This window comes from Pyrobaculum organotrophum (genome assembly GCF_055384425.1).
On the sequence record NZ_AP042430.1, the window covers coordinates 1,173,758 to 1,189,966 of the forward strand.

24 protein-coding genes are annotated in these 16,209 nt (G+C 44.9%); 8 read left to right on the top strand and 16 right to left on the bottom strand.

Annotation, left to right across the window (positions count from 1 at the left end):
- Positions 1–19: 19 nt before the first annotated feature.
- From ACZ49R_RS07135 to ACZ49R_RS07155, 5 genes are read left to right on the top strand one after another with little or no spacing between them, the layout of a single operon-like run.
- Positions 20–1,252 carry a BMP family lipoprotein gene (locus ACZ49R_RS07135; RefSeq protein ID WP_464732517.1) on the top strand — a complete coding sequence of 411 codons (1,233 nt, stop codon included), beginning with the start codon at positions 20–22 and terminating at the stop codon, positions 1,250–1,252.
- Positions 1,253–2,692 carry an ABC transporter ATP-binding protein gene (locus ACZ49R_RS07140; protein ID WP_464732518.1) on the top strand — a complete coding sequence of 480 codons (1,440 nt, stop codon included), beginning with the start codon at positions 1,253–1,255 and terminating at the stop codon, positions 2,690–2,692.
- Positions 2,689–3,693, top strand: a complete 1,005-nt coding sequence (locus ACZ49R_RS07145; protein ID WP_011762229.1) for an ABC transporter permease — start codon at positions 2,689–2,691, stop codon at positions 3,691–3,693. Before ACZ49R_RS07140 ends, ACZ49R_RS07145 begins: the two co-directional genes overlap by 4 nt.
- A complete protein-coding gene (locus ACZ49R_RS07150) occupies positions 3,690–4,589 on the top strand; it encodes an ABC transporter permease (protein ID WP_464732519.1) in 900 nt (299 codons plus the stop codon). Before ACZ49R_RS07145 ends, ACZ49R_RS07150 begins: the two co-directional genes overlap by 4 nt.
- Positions 4,590–4,615: 26 nt before the next feature.
- Complete coding sequence (locus ACZ49R_RS07155) at positions 4,616–4,963, top strand: Hsp20/alpha crystallin family protein (protein WP_011762227.1); 348 nt, start codon at positions 4,616–4,618, stop codon at positions 4,961–4,963.
- Here ACZ49R_RS07155 and ACZ49R_RS07160 read toward each other — a convergent pair.
- From ACZ49R_RS07160 to ACZ49R_RS07205, 10 genes are read right to left on the bottom strand one after another with little or no spacing between them, the layout of a single operon-like run.
- A complete protein-coding gene (locus ACZ49R_RS07160; protein WP_464732520.1) occupies positions 4,960–5,388 on the bottom strand; it encodes a RecB-family nuclease in 429 nt (142 codons plus the stop codon). The two genes, ACZ49R_RS07155 and ACZ49R_RS07160, sit on opposite strands and share 4 nt — an antisense overlap.
- Positions 5,389–5,412: 24 nt before the next feature.
- Positions 5,413–5,649, bottom strand: a complete 237-nt coding sequence (locus ACZ49R_RS07165; protein WP_011762225.1) for a hypothetical protein — start codon at positions 5,647–5,649, stop codon at positions 5,413–5,415.
- Positions 5,621–6,406, bottom strand: coding sequence for a uridine phosphorylase (udp, locus tag ACZ49R_RS07170; RefSeq protein ID WP_011762224.1), 786 nt, complete (start codon positions 6,404–6,406; stop codon positions 5,621–5,623). Before udp ends, ACZ49R_RS07165 begins: the two co-directional genes overlap by 29 nt.
- Positions 6,407–6,414: 8 nt before the next feature.
- Complete coding sequence (locus ACZ49R_RS07175) at positions 6,415–6,657, bottom strand: hypothetical protein (RefSeq protein ID WP_011762223.1); 243 nt, start codon at positions 6,655–6,657, stop codon at positions 6,415–6,417.
- Positions 6,654–7,598: a mevalonate kinase gene (gene mvk / locus ACZ49R_RS07180; protein ID WP_464732521.1), complete on the bottom strand. Its 945-nt coding sequence runs from the start codon at positions 7,596–7,598 to the stop codon at positions 6,654–6,656. The genes ACZ49R_RS07175 and mvk overlap by 4 nt, the downstream gene beginning before the upstream one ends.
- Positions 7,599–8,630: a 50S ribosomal protein L10 gene (locus ACZ49R_RS07185; RefSeq protein ID WP_464732522.1), complete on the bottom strand. Its 1,032-nt coding sequence runs from the start codon at positions 8,628–8,630 to the stop codon at positions 7,599–7,601.
- Between the two features lie 31 nt (positions 8,631–8,661).
- Positions 8,662–9,330, bottom strand: a complete 669-nt coding sequence (locus ACZ49R_RS07190; protein ID WP_464732523.1) for a 50S ribosomal protein L1 — start codon at positions 9,328–9,330, stop codon at positions 8,662–8,664.
- Complete coding sequence (locus ACZ49R_RS07195; RefSeq protein ID WP_011762219.1) at positions 9,327–9,830, bottom strand: 50S ribosomal protein L11; 504 nt, start codon at positions 9,828–9,830, stop codon at positions 9,327–9,329. The genes ACZ49R_RS07190 and ACZ49R_RS07195 overlap by 4 nt, the downstream gene beginning before the upstream one ends.
- A 30-nt stretch (positions 9,831–9,860) precedes the next feature.
- Entirely contained in the window at positions 9,861–10,325 is a 465-nt protein-coding gene (locus ACZ49R_RS07200; protein WP_011762218.1) for a transcription elongation factor Spt5, read from the bottom strand.
- A complete protein-coding gene (locus ACZ49R_RS07205; RefSeq protein ID WP_464732524.1) occupies positions 10,325–10,624 on the bottom strand; it encodes a hypothetical protein in 300 nt (99 codons plus the stop codon). Before ACZ49R_RS07205 ends, ACZ49R_RS07200 begins: the two co-directional genes overlap by 1 nt.
- Positions 10,625–10,896: 272 nt before the next feature.
- Between ACZ49R_RS07205 and ACZ49R_RS07210 the strand changes: the two genes are divergently transcribed.
- Positions 10,897–11,193: a zinc ribbon domain-containing protein gene (locus ACZ49R_RS07210; RefSeq protein ID WP_464732525.1), complete on the top strand. Its 297-nt coding sequence runs from the start codon at positions 10,897–10,899 to the stop codon at positions 11,191–11,193.
- 236 nt (positions 11,194–11,429) lie between these two features.
- Here the strand turns inward: ACZ49R_RS07210 and ftsY are convergent, their stop codons facing one another.
- The 6 genes from ftsY to ACZ49R_RS07240 form a co-directional block, all read right to left on the bottom strand.
- Complete coding sequence (ftsY, locus tag ACZ49R_RS07215; protein WP_464732526.1) at positions 11,430–12,353, bottom strand: signal recognition particle-docking protein FtsY; 924 nt, start codon at positions 12,351–12,353, stop codon at positions 11,430–11,432.
- Positions 12,353–12,751, bottom strand: coding sequence for a prefoldin subunit alpha (gene pfdA, locus ACZ49R_RS07220; protein WP_464732527.1), 399 nt, complete (start codon positions 12,749–12,751; stop codon positions 12,353–12,355). Before pfdA ends, ftsY begins: the two co-directional genes overlap by 1 nt.
- A gap of 1 nt (position 12,752) precedes the next feature.
- Positions 12,753–12,989 carry a 50S ribosomal protein L18Ae gene (gene rpl18a / locus ACZ49R_RS07225; protein ID WP_011762214.1) on the bottom strand — a complete coding sequence of 79 codons (237 nt, stop codon included), beginning with the start codon at positions 12,987–12,989 and terminating at the stop codon, positions 12,753–12,755.
- 288 nt (positions 12,990–13,277) lie between these two features.
- Positions 13,278–13,943, bottom strand: coding sequence for a translation initiation factor IF-6 (locus ACZ49R_RS07230; protein WP_464732528.1), 666 nt, complete (start codon positions 13,941–13,943; stop codon positions 13,278–13,280).
- Positions 13,940–14,215 carry a 50S ribosomal protein L31e gene (locus tag ACZ49R_RS07235; protein ID WP_464732529.1) on the bottom strand — a complete coding sequence of 92 codons (276 nt, stop codon included), beginning with the start codon at positions 14,213–14,215 and terminating at the stop codon, positions 13,940–13,942. Before ACZ49R_RS07235 ends, ACZ49R_RS07230 begins: the two co-directional genes overlap by 4 nt.
- Before the next feature lie 73 nt (positions 14,216–14,288).
- The gene (locus ACZ49R_RS07240) at positions 14,289–14,447 is read right to left on the bottom strand and encodes a hypothetical protein (RefSeq protein WP_464732530.1); all 159 of its coding nucleotides are present in this window, start codon (positions 14,445–14,447) and stop codon (positions 14,289–14,291) included.
- Between the two features lie 228 nt (positions 14,448–14,675).
- Here ACZ49R_RS07240 and ACZ49R_RS07245 point away from each other — a divergent pair, with 228 nt between their 5' ends.
- Both ACZ49R_RS07245 and ACZ49R_RS07250 read left to right on the top strand, forming a co-directional pair.
- Positions 14,676–15,440, top strand: a complete 765-nt coding sequence (locus ACZ49R_RS07245; RefSeq protein ID WP_053240277.1) for a radical SAM protein — start codon at positions 14,676–14,678, stop codon at positions 15,438–15,440.
- Positions 15,437–16,201, top strand: coding sequence for an endonuclease III domain-containing protein (locus tag ACZ49R_RS07250; protein ID WP_464732531.1), 765 nt, complete (start codon positions 15,437–15,439; stop codon positions 16,199–16,201). The genes ACZ49R_RS07245 and ACZ49R_RS07250 overlap by 4 nt, the downstream gene beginning before the upstream one ends.
- Positions 16,202–16,209 lie beyond the last annotated feature (8 nt).

Consider the following 16,209-nt stretch of genomic DNA (forward strand, 5'->3'; position numbering starts at 1 on the left):
CTAATGTATTGTGTATTTCATGGCTACAAGAACTTGGCTTATTGCTGCTATAGTTATTACGCTGATTATAATAGGCATATTTTTTATATTACAACAGTCAATGACTACACAAATTACGCAACAGCAACAAACCACAGGACAACAGCAAAGAAATATCTATGTAATATACGATATTGGAGGCAGAGGAGATCTTTCATTTAACGACATGGCTTACTTAGGTGCTTTGAGGGCAGCAAAAGACTTAGGACTTAGCCTAAAGGAGGTACAAAGTCGGACACAAGATGATTATGTGCCTAACTTAAGAGCTGCCGCGAGGTCAGGTGATGCGGCTTTAATAGTTGCTGTAGGTTTCTTAATGACAGACGCCGTTAAACAAGTATCGCAAGAGTATCCAAATGTCAAATTCGCCATTGTTGATGGGTATGTGCCAGATAGGACAAATGTGGTTTCAATACTGTATCGGGAAAACGAGGGCTCGGCTCTCGTTGGTGCTTTGGCGGCGCTTACAGCATATTATTTCAACTGTACAAAAGTCGGTATTGTATTAGGCATGGAGATACCCGTCCTCTGGAAGTTTGAAATTGGGTATGCATACGGCGTGAGATGGGCCGAGCGGTATATCAAACAGAAGTTTGGCAAAGATACAAAGTTTGACATTTTGTACATATATACTGGGTCTTTTAACGACCCCGCCAAGGGTAAACAAGCGGCTGAAGTTATGCTTTCGCAGGGAGTATGTGTGATATATCAAGCTGCAGGCGCCACGGGGTTGGGAGTTTTTGAGGCTGTTGCAGAGGCTGGTAGGAAGGCTGGGAAGAATATGGGGCCGCCTTTTGCAATTGGAGTAGACGCAGATCAGGACTATATTAAGCCAGGCTTTATCCTCGCTTCTATGATGAAGAGAGTAGATGTCGGCGTTTATACTGCAACCAAGATGGCAGTTGAGGGGACATTCAAAGGCGGTGTTTTAGAACTAGGTCTTAAAGAAGGCGGCGTTTCTGTGAGTACACTTGACGATTTGTCGCAGTTTTTAGAAATTGGCATTAAGGCGGGGGCTGTTAGACAGGAGGATGCTCAGAAAATTATTGAGACTGTCAGAGAGATGAGGTCTAAAATACCGGCGTGGATTTGGGATGCTATTGATATGTTAAGACAAGACATAATCTCTGGCAAAGAGAAAGTGCCTCTGCCCACTACGCAGGACCAAGTTGTTCAACTTAGAAAAGAGCTTGGCCTTGGCAGAGTTAGCTAAATGAAGGTTTTTCTCAGGGAAATACACAAGATTTTTTCAGATGGTACATACGCCCTTAGGGGTGTCTCTCTTGAAATTTTTCCAGGTGAGATTTTGGCATTGTTAGGCGAAAATGGGGCTGGAAAAACAACTCTAATGAAGATATTGGCGGGAGTTTACAGACCTACCTCTGGCGAGATATATGTAAATGACAAGAGGGTGAGGTTTAGAAGTGCGAGAGACGCATTAAAGCTTGGAATTGCTATGGTTCACCAACACCCCTCTCTTATACCTGGACTTACAGCTTTGGAAAATCTGGCTATTTTAGAGGGAGCAAGTTTAAAACCTATATCAACGGTGTTAAAAGAAAGAGCTGTTAAGATATCAGAAGAGCTTGGATTTGAAATTGAGTGGGATAGAGATGTGGAGGAGTTGCCCCTTGGTGTAAGACAGAGAGTTGAAATAGTAAAGGCTCTCTACTGGGGCGCGGATTTGCTTATATTAGACGAGCCTACCACAGTGCTCTCGCCTCCAGAGGTGAGATCTCTTTTCCAAGTAATAAAAAAATTGAGGAGCCTTGGCAAATCGATAGTCTATATCACTCATAAAATACCTGAGGTATTGGAAATAGCTGATCGCGTCGTAGTATTGAGAAGAGGCGTAAAAGTTGCAGAATTTCTTCCTCCCTATGACCCCAGGGGATTAGTTGAATCTATGGTCGGCGAGTTAAAAATAGAACGTGTCGAAAGAATTCAGAAACCGGGGGAAAACTTCGTGCTTGAAGTAGAAGATTTATGGATCTACGAGGGTGGCAGAGCTATCGTACAAGGCGTGAGTTTTAAAGTGAGAGAGAGGGAGATTTTGGCCGTTGTTGGTGTAGAAGGCAACGGTCAGGAACATTTAGTTGAAGCTATAGTAGGCTTAAGGAGGTGGAGAAGGGGTGTGATCAAAATATACGGCAGACTGGCTTATATCCCCGACGATAGATTGAGAAAAGCGTTGATACCAGAATTTACGCTTGTTGAAAACGCAATAATTGGTAAAGAGAATGAGTTTGCAAAAAGAGGGATAATTTCATGGACTTTGGCGAAACAATTTGCGACAAAGCTAATTAAAGAATTTGGCATAATAGCTCCTGGTCCCAGGGCTTTTGTACGTCACCTATCGGGTGGGAATCAACAAAAACTTGTAGTTGGGCGTGAGCTAAGTAGGGGGGCTAAGCTAATAATAGCGCATCAACCTACACGCGGCTTAGACGTAGCTACGACAGAGTATGTCCATCAGTTGCTTATGAAGGCGAGGAATAACGGAGCAGGCATTTTACTTGTGACAAGCGACTTAGATGAGGCATACAAATTGGCGGACACCATCGCGGTTATCTACAGAGGCAAAATAGTGGCTTTAGGCCCTGTAGAAGAGATGGGGGTAGACCTAGTGGGTAAGAAGATGGCAGGGTTATGAGGATACCTCTTCCATTGTTAGACGTAGTTCTTACGCTTGTCACCGCCTTTGCCATAGGCGCAGTAGTTATGTGGATCTCTGGATACGACCCAATAATGTCGTATAGATCTATGTTATTTACCCCGCTCTTAGACTATACATATTTCTTTTCTGCACTGGCCTTTTCGGCGCCAATAGTTCTAACCGGTCTTACCTTCGCCGTAGGTTTAAGAGCAGGCTTGTTTAACATAGGTGCAGAGGGCCAAGTATATATGGGGGCTTTGGGCGCTGTAGTTGCGGCATATATTACAAAGAGTAGTTTGGCGTTACCTCTTGCGTTGTTTATAGGGTTGACTTTAGCTTGTGTTTGGTCTTTAGTACCTGCTCTTCTTAAAATCTGGAGAGGGGTAAACGAGGTGATAACTACTATAATGATGAATTGGATTGCGTATTGGGTTGTAATAATGGCTGTGTCTACAGTATTTACAAATCCTCTTCAGCCAGAGGAGTCTATAAAAACACCTGAGCCAGCGCGTCTAACGCCGCTAGTAGCTGGGACAGATCTCACGGCGGCAGTTCCGTTGTCTTATATAATAGCTTTGTTTGTTTATATCTTTGTTAAATACAGTGTATGGGGCTATCGAATTTCTATAAGCGGTCAAAACCCAATAGTAGCTAAGTCCTACGGCATTGAGCCTATGCGGTCGATAATGCTGTCGTTTTTAATAGGCGCATTAACGGCGGGCGTTGCCGGCGTTATGCAAGTGGTCGCCAAGCCGCCGTCTTATAGCTTAATGAGAAATCTCGCCAATGTTTATGGCTTAGGTTTCGACGGAATTACCGCAGCTATGTTAGGCCGCGGACATCCCATAGGCGTGGCTATTGCGGCGTTATTTCTCGGCGTTTTACAAGAAGGTGCGAGACATATGCAAATAGAGGCTGGAACGCCCTTTGAGTTTGTGAGGATAATACAAGGCGTTATAATATTGTTATTAGCTATACAGATGTTAAAAAAGACATGACAGAACTACTCCTTCTTCTAATCATACAAGCGCTTTTGGCATCTGTGCCGATTCTTCTCGCTTCTTTAGGCGAGATTCTAATGGAGCGTAGCGGTGTTGTTAACATAGGGCTGGAGGGGATAATGTTATTGGGTGCGTTTGTCGCTCCTCTAGCGGTAGATTATCTCCGTTACCGCGTGGGGATGTGGTTGCCAGACCTCGTATGGCCGATAATTGCTATGTCGGCTGCTATTGCCATAGGCGCCTCAGTGGGATTGATACATGGCTATATCTCAACATATCTAGCCGGCGATCAGATTATCAGCGGAGTTGCAATAAACCTATTTGCGGCGGGGGCTGTGGCCTACGGTATACAAGCTTATTGGGGTGTGGCCGGATATAAACAAGTACCAGATTGGGCAAAGGCAGATCCCATGTGGGTTACTGTTTTTACATTTATCGTTGCGGGGATCATGTGGTATGTCATATTTAAATCTAGAGTGGGCATTATAATTAGGGCGTGTGGCGAGGATCCAGACTCGGCGTATAACATGGGCATAGATGTATACAGGGTGAGATTACTCTCTACGATTATTGGGTCGGCATTGGCATCTTTAGCCGGGGCGTATCTAAGCACCGCGTATCTCTCTGTCGTTACAAAGGAGATTTCTGCAGGGAGGGGCTTTATAGCGCTTGCCAACGTTGTATTCTCCAATTGGAATCCCCTGTTGGCCATTGTCGGAGCTTTTATATTTGGCTTTTTTGACGCTTTGTCATATTGGCTACAGACAGTGGGCGTAGCTAGATATGAAATAACTAGGATGATTCCGTATATTGCAACGTTGTTGATAGTTGCGGGAGTAATTGGGAGGGCTAAGCCGCCGAGGGCCGTCGGCAAAGTCTTTAGAAGAGAATAATTAAAATACAAACTGTAGCTAGAGATATGGAAGATTTCAAAAGAGCTATAGAAGAGGTGACAAAGTCGTTTCAAAAAATGATTGAGGAAATTAAAGAAAAGAGAGACTATCATCTCGTTGAAGAAGGCGACGGGATTAGGATAGAGATAGATATGCCGGGGCTTGAGGCTAGCGATATATCTCTTTCGGTAACAAAAGACGGCTCGTTAATTAAGGCCGAGGGCGCTAGAGGAGATAGAAAATATTCAAAACTTATACGTCTGCCAGTTAGGATAGACCCCTCTACAGCATCTGCTTTGTATAAAAACGGCGTGCTTATAATTACGGCTAAGAAAATCAGAGAAGAGGAAATAAAAATCCCAGTCCGTGGCTAGGCGCCTAGTAATCTATATAGCGCAATCGCAAGCTGTCCTGTTGAGCCTATGTCTTTTGCCACGGCGTGGCTCATAATTGCGCCTGGGGGTAGTTCTCTAGGCGAAAACGATAAGTCCGCCCCATGTACTAATAACATAATTTTCCCATCTACCTTCTCTATAGGTTTTGTGTCTCTGTCGGGGCGCCCTAATGCATATATAACATCTGGTTTTAAAATATCCACTGCATCGGCTATGTCGTTAAATACTAATACCTCTCCGCCCATTTTAAACGCAAGCTTAAAGAGGTCTCCTATCTGTTGCGCCGCCGCTCCAAACACCTTAATGAGTATAAATCGTTTTAAGCCAAAGCCATATGTAACTTTGGCTAGTTCTAACATCTTTGGCACAGAACTTATGTTATATGCTGCCACAAGCACCTCCATGGTTTTAGCTAACCGGCGGCATTTTTATACTTGCGCCTTAGCAGCTATGCAATTCCCCTCGTCACACTCGATAAAAAATGGGGTTTTCTCCAATAGGAGAAGCCCCCTTTTAAATTCGCCTATCTCCTCACTTAGGACGTACGTCTTGCCGCAAATTTCTAGTTCTCTACTGCTAATCTTGAAAGTAAATACATCGGCACAAGGCGGCAGGCTAAGCTCTATAATTGCTGTGTCACGTATTTGAACTACCTTTATTATCATACTCAGCTAATATCCTCACGGCCTCATTTGCGACTCTTACAGCCTCCTCAACGCCGACTTCTGGAGAAAATTCGTCTGTCTCCCTATTTGCAATTACTGCGTAAACTCCGCCGGCTCTTGCGCCATAGATAGAGGAGAGGGTGTATATAGTTGCGCTTTCCATTTCAAAAGATAGTACTCTGAGAGCTCTCAGAGTTTCTATAAGCCCTTTTGCCCACGGCGGCATAAAACCGCCATATCCAGGCCGTTCTTGGCCAACGTAGAACGAATCTGTAGATGCTACAATGCCGACGTGATATCTAACTTTTAGAGCTTCCGCCGCCTCTATCAGCGCCTTTACTACTAACCAATGGGCGACGGCCGGGTACTCCGGCGGCGCATACCATTTTGAAGCTCCATCAAAACGTACTGCGGCAGCTCCAATTATCACGTCGCCTAGTTTTATTTCTCTCCGTAAGGCGCCTGTAGTCCCCACTCTAATAAAGGTGTCTGCGCCGGCGTATAATAACTCTTCGATAGCAATTGCGGTAGAGCCAGAGCCTATTCCAGTAGAAGTGGCTCCAATTTGAACACCCCTATATGTACCCACCCATGTAACAAACTCTCTATTTTTTGCAACCTCTCTGGCGTTATCCCAATATTTTGCAATAAGCGGCACTCTCCCTGGGTCTCCCGGCAGAAGTACATACCGCGGGACTTCGCCAGGCGCCAACAAGAGGTGATACGCCTTAGCTCCTATCTTAGGTCTTTGTGCCATATATGTGTTTAGCCTTGGTTTTTAATACGTAGTGCCCGTAGGAGATTAATAAGGGAGAGCATACTAGATACAGCATTTAGTACTGTGAAGATAATGTCGCCAAGTATTAATGCATAAACCGTAAGTACGACACTCCCCAGGAGATACAAGAGGGTGAGATCAAGCGGAGGGGGAGGGCTTTTGCGAGCTATATTGACAGCCCAAGCCGAAGCAATTAGAAGTAGCCCAAGGAGGCCCACTATCTGAGTCATATGGCAACCACCCCTGTCTTAGAAATAGAGACCTTGAAATATGTATAGCTGGTTGCCGAAAGTATTTTCTCTACTACGGTCTCGTCTTTAGGTAGTATTAACACCACGCCGCCTCTGCCAGCTCCACTAATTTTTCCGCCATAGACAAACGTCTTAAGTAAATCTAAGAGCGTCATCACTCTGTTGTCTACAACTCCAAGAGCTCCCAGTAGCCAATTGTTTAAAATCATTAACTCTCCGACACAATTTAAATCGCCGCGTCTTAAACACCCCTCTGCCTCCTCCACCACCTCGCCTATTGCATTAATTATAGATTGTGCAGAACGCCGTCTATCCAATAGAGCTTTTACGTCAGCTACAATTTCGCCAGTTGTGCCTCTGCGAGGGAGTACCACTATGTAAAACTGTGGAAGAGACACGTCTAGTTTTTCAACTCGAAAGGGGTGAGCCCAGATTTTTAAAACCCCCCCTATCGCCACAGCGGTAGTGTCCATAGGCGATGCAATTCCCTGTACATTAAGCTCCACTTGATGTCCAAGCTTGGCGAGTTCCTCTTTACTAACTTCAACGTTGGCGCATAAAGAGTATGCTTTTAAAATGCCTACAGAAACAGCGGCTGATGTCGCAGCGCCTATGCTAGGCGGAAGTTCGCTTTTTATAGAAAACCTAGCCTTAAGCTTGCCCCATCTTTCTCTAGCAATTTTAAGAGCGGTATTTACATATGCAAAAAAACGTTCTGCGCCTAAAGCCTCTAAACGCCCCTCTTCTGGGAGGTACACAAGCGTAGATGGCGTGCCTATTGACTCGATAATGAGACGGTCGCTTTTTTCACACTCTATGAAAACTCCTCTGTCAATTGTAGTTGCTATAGCCGGCTTGCCGTATACAACGGCGTGTTCTCCAAATAATTTTACAACGCCGGGTGCAAAAACCTTTACCATTTAAAAGAGAGACGCCAAAGATCCCGCGATTTCCTCCTCGCTAGGTCCCTCCTTTTTCTCCTCGGCGCTCTCTTTTGGAGTTTCAGTAGGTTGTATCGGTTGTTGTGACGTAGGTTGTGGCACTGTTGACACAGATAGACCGAGTTCCGGTGCCTTAGATGCAACTAAAGCCGCCAAGGAGTTAGCCTCTGCAATTGCTCTGCTTAATAACATTGGTAACGTCTCTCTAGTCACTACGCCGAGTCTAGCTGCAAGAGCAACTGCCCTCATATGAGCCGCCGGTATAACTATTTGCAATACCTCTCTAGTTGGGTAGACTATGTTAAGCGCTAAATTCTTTGCATAAACAGCTGCGGCTTCAAATAGCTCTTTGTACTTACCGACGTCTACAGCAAGCTCGGCTATTTCTACAAATCTCTTGCCCTTCCAAATAACGCCTATAAGCCTTAGTTGTTCAAATATAGGCTCTATCCCAACTACTCTGAGAACCTCAGCTATTTCTGGCGTAATCTCTTGACCAGCTTTGGCAACTACAGTATCTTTTACAATCCAGATCTTACCTTCTTGAACTCTAGTGGGGATTTTCAATTTGCCGAATTTAGAAATTATAGGGCCTGGCGATGCGTTTGTAGGACCTGCTGGGACGACTATATCAAAAGGCGCTTTGTCTCCAGGCTTGGCGGCTCTTCTAACGCTATTTTTAGCGATTATTTTAATAACCTCTGCAGGGTTGGCATTTGTGAAAAAGAAGCCTATTTCGCCCCGGACTTTTTCTGCGATATCTATTGGCATACCTCCGTAGGCTTTAGTAAATGCGATTTTAAATAACGTAGGCTTTATAATCTTAATCTGACCATATGGTCTTAACCTATATCTGTATTCGTGTAGAATTCTGGCAGAAAGCCCGTGTAGGTCAAATAGAAAGATATATTGATAGCGTTTTAATAAATCTATGGCCTCTTCTACTATTTTAACCTTACGCAGTGGGTATGGCTTAGTTCTTACATATCTCCTCTTGCCTATGGCGAGCATCAAAACGAAGAACTTGCTGTATTTAAATAATTTAGCGAACTAAAACCTCCAGAGCCCTAGCGACTACGGGAGGCCCCATTGTCTTTTTAATATAGATCCCCCTTAAGTGTTGGCGTAGTGGGAACCTCCTATTGAGTTCCTCAAGTATTACAAGGATATTTTCTAAAATCTCTTCAGGCCTCTGGGTCTCAGATCCAACTCTGACTTTTACCACAGCCTCGTTTCTAAGCCTAACTCTTACAGACCGCTTTAGTCTTTCTACAAGCGCTTTTATGTCTACATTAGGCGGTGCGACCTCAGGCATTTTGCCTCTGGGGCCAAATATGGGACCTATCACTCTGCCTAGCAAAGGCATTAGATCAGGCGGAGCTATAAAGAAGTCGTATTGTTTTGCAAGTTTTCTAATAGCTCTCTTATTCCCAGCTAAAGACTCTATTTGATCTCTTGTAATTATCGCGTCTACGCCGGCATTTTTAGCTTGTGTTTCAAATGCGCCATGCGCAAAGGCAGCTACTTTGTTAGGCTTAGGTGGGTGGGGGAGCTCAACCAATAGATTTATACGATTCTCAGGCTTGTTCAAATCCACATCTCTTAATACTACAATAAGCTCTACGCTCTGTCTAAACCTTCTCGGCTTTCCGTTTCTCAACGCCTCTTTAATCTTTGAAAGTAGAACCTCTTTATTAATTACGGCGCTCATTGCGACCACAGTTTTTCAAATTTATTAATTATTTCGTCGTATTTCCCCGCATCTACTTCCTTAATAACTTCGCCAGCCGGTTTCCCATCTACTGTAATTCCCATTGCCTTACATGTACTAAGTAGTTGTTTTATTGCCGATTTTAGACTCTTAGATTTAAGCTCGTCTTTCTTAAATATTGCAATTTCGACAAGCTGGTCAAATGACAAGTTTCCAATAACTTCATTTCTGGAGTCGTGAGCGCCGGTGTCTTTTCCAAGTATTTTTAAGAATAAGTCGCCTATTGGCGGAAGATATATCTTAACCTCGTATCTAGACGGCGAAAAGACCTCTAACTCTACCTTCTGGATAGGGTATTTGCTATATCTCTTCAACTCTTCTTGTATTTTTTGAACAACGGCGTTTGGGTCAAGGCCTATCTGTTTAAGTGAGTCTTGAAATTGTGGATTTACAGCAACTTTACCGCCTTGTAACGGCACAGTTATAACGCGTTTAGACATCGGCCTCTCAAAGGGCTTAGTATTAAAGCTTTATCCTTGTGACGCCTTCTTTACTAACTTCACTTCGTTAATTCTGAGATCTAGGGGCATGGGGAAGGCGCTGTCTAGAAGCTCTACGCGCACAATTCCCTTTTCTCTGTCTACAAAGGTAACCCTCCCCCTACTCCCCTTTAATACATCTGCGATAATTTCTACCTCGTCGTTTATATCTATTTCAACGGCGGGTTTTGTAGGCCTTACCACCCTTAATACCTCTTCTACATTTGTCACTCCCCTCATAATTCCTTTGATATGTTTCACACCGTAGATGGCACGGCTGACTGCGGGAAGAGACTCGCCCTCTATAAATAAAATCCCAAAAGGCTCGGGAGGTACCACAATAGAATATATTGGAATTTTGTTAGACTCTATGCGCATCTTTAATACTATCACTATGTTGTATTCTTGCCGTGAAACGGCGCTGACGCTATAAACAGGGCACCTCTCTTGCGACATCACCTCAACTTAGCCATGAGATATATCAGCCCTACTAAGATCACCCCTATAGACACAAGCGCGGTAACAGTCTCTTTTATAGGATCGCCTAATGTTGGAACTGTTTGTTTGTAAACAGCGCTGTTGATATAAACGCCAGCCAAGTGAAAGACTAACTGAAACGTCCCGGCGACAAATGCTAGAAGAACCAAAAATCTCGCTGTGAGTTTAAACTCCTCTTCATCGGGTTTTGTTGCCGTAGAAATAACCCACTTAATATCTCTCCAGATATTTGCTATCTTCTCTTGTAACGACGACACATGCTATAATTCGTAATACTATAAAAGCTTGCCGCTGTAGAGACACGGCATTTCTGACTGCGCTCCTGTCTTAGAGGGCGAGGTTTCTCCTCGCCAACGCCTTCATTAGTAATTAGGCCACCTCTGACATGGGGTCATTGGTCATGGGGTCAAGCGGCCCTCCTTCAGCGTCTCATGGGGCAGCCCCGCTTTACGCCACTTCCGACAGGGTTATGGGCAGGTATCTCGGCGGGGGCGTCTCCGAAGCGGCTTAGGCTTGAGTCTCGTGATTGTTGCTGTCGGTAATTAAAGGAGGTCGTCTGATAAAGGTCAATCCGCGCAAGACCTCCTCCGCCCGCCCACGGTGCGGGAAGAAACTCGTGAGGGGCTCTGCCCCGAGGCTCCTCCTCTGCCCCCACTGCGGGCGGGAGTGGGGGAGGGACGTCGCCGCTGTCATAAACATCGAAAGGAGGGCGCTCGAGGAGGGCTGCGTGCCGCCCGGCCCCATGCCCAATGACCCCACGCCCGAGGTATCATGGATACCCATGACGGCGTGGGCGAGGAGGAAGTCCCTAGGCGCAATAGCCTAGGGACAGGCGGTTGGTTGACTCGTCTTGCTGTACGCAACGCCGATGTTTAAGTCTTTTTCCCCACCTTTCTATGTTGATTGTCGAGATTAAAAGTCTGTCCTAGAGGCAAGACTTTCGGTTGTAAAAGTCGTTTGTGTCTTGGGTAACACACGGCAACAAATATAATACCCTCGCTTACAGCTACCTTGTAGAAATACAAACTCTTAGAAGAGCTAAACGCTGAGAGAACTAGGAGGTTAGGTTAAGGCTAATAGCTGACTTATATACTCTGCTTTAGAAAACTTTACCAAGTCTCTGTAAGTTTGGCCAACGCCTAGGAAATATACTGGCCTCTTCAATACGTATATAAAGGTAAGAATAGAGCCGCCTTTTGGATATGCATCCACCTTAGTAGCTATCATACCATCTATATTGACATATTTAGAGTAATATTTAGCTATTTCTAATGCCTCGTTGCCTAACTGTGCGTCAAATACAAAAATTGAGCGGTGGGGCTCTGCTACGCGCTGTATTTTTCTAAGCTCATCCATTAGGTTTGTATCAGTGTGCATACGCCCTGCAGTATCTATAAGTACAAAGTGGTACCCCCTGGATTTAGCGTGTTGAATGGCGTCGTAAGCAACTGCAGCGGGGTCAGAGCCGTAGGCGCCTCCCACAACTCTAAATCCAACTCTTCTTCCATGCTCCTCTAATTGTTCTCTTGCCCCCGCTCTAAACGTATCGGCGGCAGCGGCTACAACTCTAAACCCCATTTCCTGTAGGTGAAATGCCAATTTTGCCAACGTAGTGGTTTTTCCATAGCCATTGGGCCCGAGAAACATTACGACAAATGGCCTAGTCTTTTCAAGCATTTCTCTTGCCTCTTTATAGAAATCTACGTCAGGCACGTCGCTAAGTACATTGAGTAGAGCTTCATATACGGCTTTTTTAACTGCGGCCTCTCTATCTCCAAATCTCGGCACTTTAATCCCCACAAGCCTCTTCTTAAGTTCTTCAACTACTGCATCGGCGACATCAACAGCAACATCACTATCTACCAAGTCGAAATATAAATCGGAGAGAAGTTTTTCGGCATCGCGCTCATCAAGTTTCTCTTCTTTTACAACACTAACTACAGACTCTACAAACTTAGAGAATGTTTTTTTAAGTTTTTCAAACATTACTTAATACCTAGCCTCTCTAGAACCTGGCGAATTTGGGCCGCTCTTTCTATAAGCTTCTCTATATTTTCTTCAAGAGAGGTCTTTACCTTAGAGTACTCGTCTATCCTCTCTTTTAGAATTCTTTCGGCATTTTCTAGATCTAAAAAGGCATGATAACCGGCGCCAAGAGGAGTGAGAACTTCTCTTGTGTTAAATGTGCCCATTACAAAAAGACCGGCTCCTATATGAACAAGTCTCTCTCCGCCTTCCGTTTTCAACAGCCTTACGCCATCTAGTGCAGTAGTAAGCTCCTCAAGAAGCTCAGATACTGTGGCATGTTGAGCTTGAAGTGTAGCTAAGAGTTCATTAATGACTTGATATTCCTCAAGAAGTCTCTGGACATCTTGTCGAGACATATTAATACTTGATAACTCGGTCTATCGCCATTAGCATCTTTACACTATCTGAACGAGCTTCTTCTGGCTGTACTGCTGTAACTTCTCTTATCTTTATCTGTACTCTCGAAAGCTTGTGTCTACTGCCGATGAGAGAATACACCTTTTCAATTGCGTCGTAAGGCTTCTCGGCCGTTACCTCTATTTTAAACTTCATACCTGTGGTAGTTTCGCCAACTATGCGGTAAATCTTAGGCATGTCGTATAGAGACGCAAAACCTTAAAAAATTTACCGTCTGTACGCATTACGACATACTCATTCTTCTTCTCTGTGTCTTTCTTCATGCCTCTCTCGGCGCTTTTCTGCCCCTCTTCTTCACTCCACTTCTCTCTCTTCTACGGCCTCTCCGAGATATTGTTTTTAAGCTCCTGCTGTGCTGTAGACGGCGGCTTCCTCTTCGCCCCGTGCCGCTATTGGTTCCATGGTGCTTCCTGCATGGAGCTTGGCGATATGCGGCCGGCGGCCTTGTGTACGCGGCCTTGGCTTTTACCCCAGGACCTGTGTTATTCTCATTAACTCAGGGCCTGCTGTTTCGTCGCCGACAAGCGCCCCGTTGTCATTAACCACAATGCCGCCTCTAATAAAGCTTCTCCCCTTATTAACCGTGCCTACGTCAACTCTCGTCTTGAAGTACTCCGAAAGTTTTTTCAAGTCTTCGTCTGTAGCCTCAGGCGCCACTAAGACGCCTCTTGAGTTAGCTACTGCGAGTGAGCCGACAAGCGGGTTGCCAGCTATTGTGTCTACAATTACCTCTACGCCTAGGGTGTCTACAATTATCTTCCGTATCTCAGGCTCTAAGAGTGGCGAGACGACAGCCACTTTATTGTTCGCCAATATGAGGTTAGAGATGGCTGTGTACTTGCTATTTACAACACCCACATTCAACCCAAGGGCTTTAAAAAGTCTTACCTCTTCCTCTAGTGCTAATGCGGAAAGTAACACGCCGTTGTCGTTCAGTACAAGAAAAATGCCAAGTAAAGGAGATTTGGCAACTGTAAATCTGGCGATAGATGTGCGGAGAGTGTTCCGCACTACATCGTCAATTTTTTCAGGCGCATCAGGCGGTAGAAATGTTACCGTGTTGTTTGTAGCTATGAATACCCCCACAGAGGGGCTTCCAAATATTCTGACGGGAGCTATATCAAAGGTCATTCTTTTAGTTCTACCTTTACTACGCCATCACTATATTTCTCAACAACTACGTGGACTTTTCTAGGCGGCTTTTCAATGCTACGCGACCATATCGCCATATTTAACCGCTGTCCAATTTTCACAGCCTTAGGATCAACCTTTAGATGTCTGGCAATAAATCTTCTGACTAAACCAACCGCATACTTTGCCCTCTTAGTTCTTGAAACGACATACGCCCTCCTTAGGTTAATTATATATTCCCTAGTGAGTACGACCTTCTTCTCCTCAGACACAGCTAAGCAGAAAAAGGGACGTTTTAAAATTTAGCCGCCGTCGTCAGCCGGCAGCACCTAGGGGCTTTCTCCTCTATGCCGTCATTGACGCCGGGCCGCCTGGGCATAGGGCCGGCGGTGCACAGCCTTTTGTAAATACCTCCAAGGCTCTTCTCTTGGTGTTTATCATCGCAGCTACGTTGTGGTCTCTCCTCTCATGAAGTTTTAAAGGCAGGTAAAGCGACGACTCCACCAGTGACTGACTCTGCCGCATTAAAAGAACGAGGTTTACTTGATCTTCACCCTAGTGGCTCAGCCGTTAGCCCCAATATAGCTCTGGCCTTTTTTCTCTAACTTCTTTTACGCCCTTTTTAGGAAAACTTATTTCATACACGATATATTGTGAAGATACCTTATTATATGTTCTTCTGTAAATTTTTCAAGCAAAGTAAATTAAATAAATACAATGACAGTATTTAATGTGATAGATCCGGAGAAATTGCTTGCGCTTGTGGAGAAGTATGCTGTGAAGACAGTAGATGGCGTTATATACAGGCGGTATAAACGGTTTAGAGCGGATAGATGGTATGGAGGTATTGCCACAGCAGACGTTGTCGGCTGTAACCTACGGTGTGGTATGTGTTGGGCGTGGAGAAACACTTCGTATGTACTTACGGCGGGGGCGTGGATGTCTCCATACGAAGTTGCAGACAAGCTTAGAAAAATTGTAAAAGAGAAGGGATTTAATCAAGTGAGGATCTCCGGCGGCGAGCCCCTTATTGCGCCTAAGCATTTAATTAAAGTAATAGATGAGCTGAGAGACTATGTATTTATCGTGGAGACAAACGGCATTCTCATAGACAAGGCGGTTGCGAAAGAGCTTGCGGCAAGGCCAAACGCAGTCGTTAGAGTTTCAATTAAGGGGGCCGCCCCTTGGGAATTTGAAAAAATTACTTGGTCGCCTGGAGTCTATTTCTACAGACAGATAGAGGCTATTCAACTTTTGATAGAAAGCGGCATGACGCCTTGTCAAGACGTGTATCCCGCGGCGATGTTAGGATTTTCGACAGATGAAAGCATAAGACAGCTTGAGAAGACTCTAGAAGAGATCGACAAACGGCTGTCTCAATGTATTGATGTAGAATATGTAATACTGTATCCTCATGTAGTTAAACTCATGGAGATGCGGGGACTTAGGCCAACTCACGCAGTGACCCCAAGTGGCGTGCCCACCTTTATGATATGATGCGACACAGTAGGGAAGACCGCTGTCTTAGTCTCACTCTTTATCCAAGTCTTACGCTCTCACTACTAGATGAGAATTATGTAAAAATCTTCGGGGTGAAAAAAGGCGTAAAAGCGTCGGAGGATCAGTATATATCTGGCCGTTGGTACAACCCTTGGAGATATATAAATGATGTAGACGGCGATTTGCGCAACAGAGTACATAGGCTCGTGGAGTTATACGGCGATTGTATTGGCATTTCAATCTCGCCTGGAGATGAGGATCTCCTTTTTGTAACTGCGTTCTTAACGCAAAATACAAACTACTATACTAATGTCCTACGGTGGATACGTCGCATTTTTTCATTATCAGAAGACTTGAGAGAGATTGTAAAGATAGCGCCTCAAATTGGGCGAAGTTATCAACTACAGCGGCTTCCACAAGCTATAGAGGATTATATAAGACTGGGGAGACCCCGCAGTAGGGGGGAGTTGCTTAAAATAGCAGGCGTAGGCCCTAAAGTCGCCGACCTTTTTTTACTTTTTACAGGCGATGTCACATCTGCCCCCGTAGATAAACATTTCATGAGGATTGCTCCAAAGTTGGGCTTAGCCGGAGAGACGCCAAGGGCAAACTACTGCCGCAAGTACACATGTGAGACATGTCCTATCTCTTCGCGCTGTCTCAGAGGGCTGTCATATAGAAAGCTAGGCCGACTCGCAGGCTGGGTGCAGACAGTGTCGTATCTAATCGATAAGGGACTCGTCGGCGGTTTAGCTTAAATACTGAC

Bases quoted from the DNA above. Each gene is read 5' to 3' on its own strand.
- ACZ49R_RS07165 (WP_011762225.1), bottom strand. From the start codon at position 5,649: ATGATAATAAAGGTAGTTCAAATACGTGACACAGCAATTATAGAGCTT.
- ACZ49R_RS07145 (WP_011762229.1), top strand. From the start codon at position 2,689: ATGAGGATACCTCTTCCATTGTTAGACGTAGTTCTTACGCTTGTCACC.
- rpl18a (WP_011762214.1), bottom strand. From the start codon at position 12,989: ATGCCTAAGATTTACCGCATAGTTGGCGAAACTACCACAGGTATGAAG.
- ACZ49R_RS07155 (WP_011762227.1), top strand. From the start codon at position 4,616: ATGGAAGATTTCAAAAGAGCTATAGAAGAGGTGACAAAGTCGTTTCAA.
- ACZ49R_RS07160 (WP_464732520.1), bottom strand. From the start codon at position 5,388: ATGGAGGTGCTTGTGGCAGCATATAACATAAGTTCTGTGCCAAAGATG.
- ACZ49R_RS07190 (WP_464732523.1), bottom strand. From the start codon at position 9,330: ATGAGCGCCGTAATTAATAAAGAGGTTCTACTTTCAAAGATTAAAGAG.
- ACZ49R_RS07230 (WP_464732528.1), bottom strand. From the start codon at position 13,943: ATGACCTTTGATATAGCTCCCGTCAGAATATTTGGAAGCCCCTCTGTG.
- ACZ49R_RS07140 (WP_464732518.1), top strand. From the start codon at position 1,253: ATGAAGGTTTTTCTCAGGGAAATACACAAGATTTTTTCAGATGGTACA.
- ACZ49R_RS07175 (WP_011762223.1), bottom strand. From the start codon at position 6,657: ATGACTCAGATAGTGGGCCTCCTTGGGCTACTTCTAATTGCTTCGGCT.
- ACZ49R_RS07200 (WP_011762218.1), bottom strand. From the start codon at position 10,325: ATGTCGCAAGAGAGGTGCCCTGTTTATAGCGTCAGCGCCGTTTCACGG.
- mvk (WP_464732521.1), bottom strand. From the start codon at position 7,598: ATGGTAAAGGTTTTTGCACCCGGCGTTGTAAAATTATTTGGAGAACAC.
- ACZ49R_RS07185 (WP_464732522.1), bottom strand. From the start codon at position 8,630: ATGCTCGCCATAGGCAAGAGGAGATATGTAAGAACTAAGCCATACCCA.
- ACZ49R_RS07150 (WP_464732519.1), top strand. From the start codon at position 3,690: ATGACAGAACTACTCCTTCTTCTAATCATACAAGCGCTTTTGGCATCT.
- ftsY (WP_464732526.1), bottom strand. From the start codon at position 12,353: ATGTTTGAAAAACTTAAAAAAACATTCTCTAAGTTTGTAGAGTCTGTA.
- pfdA (WP_464732527.1), bottom strand. From the start codon at position 12,751: ATGTCTCGACAAGATGTCCAGAGACTTCTTGAGGAATATCAAGTCATT.
- udp (WP_011762224.1), bottom strand. From the start codon at position 6,406: ATGGCACAAAGACCTAAGATAGGAGCTAAGGCGTATCACCTCTTGTTG.
- ACZ49R_RS07135 (WP_464732517.1), top strand. From the start codon at position 20: ATGGCTACAAGAACTTGGCTTATTGCTGCTATAGTTATTACGCTGATT.
- ACZ49R_RS07250 (WP_464732531.1), top strand. From the start codon at position 15,437: ATGATGCGACACAGTAGGGAAGACCGCTGTCTTAGTCTCACTCTTTAT.
- ACZ49R_RS07195 (WP_011762219.1), bottom strand. From the start codon at position 9,830: ATGTCTAAACGCGTTATAACTGTGCCGTTACAAGGCGGTAAAGTTGCT.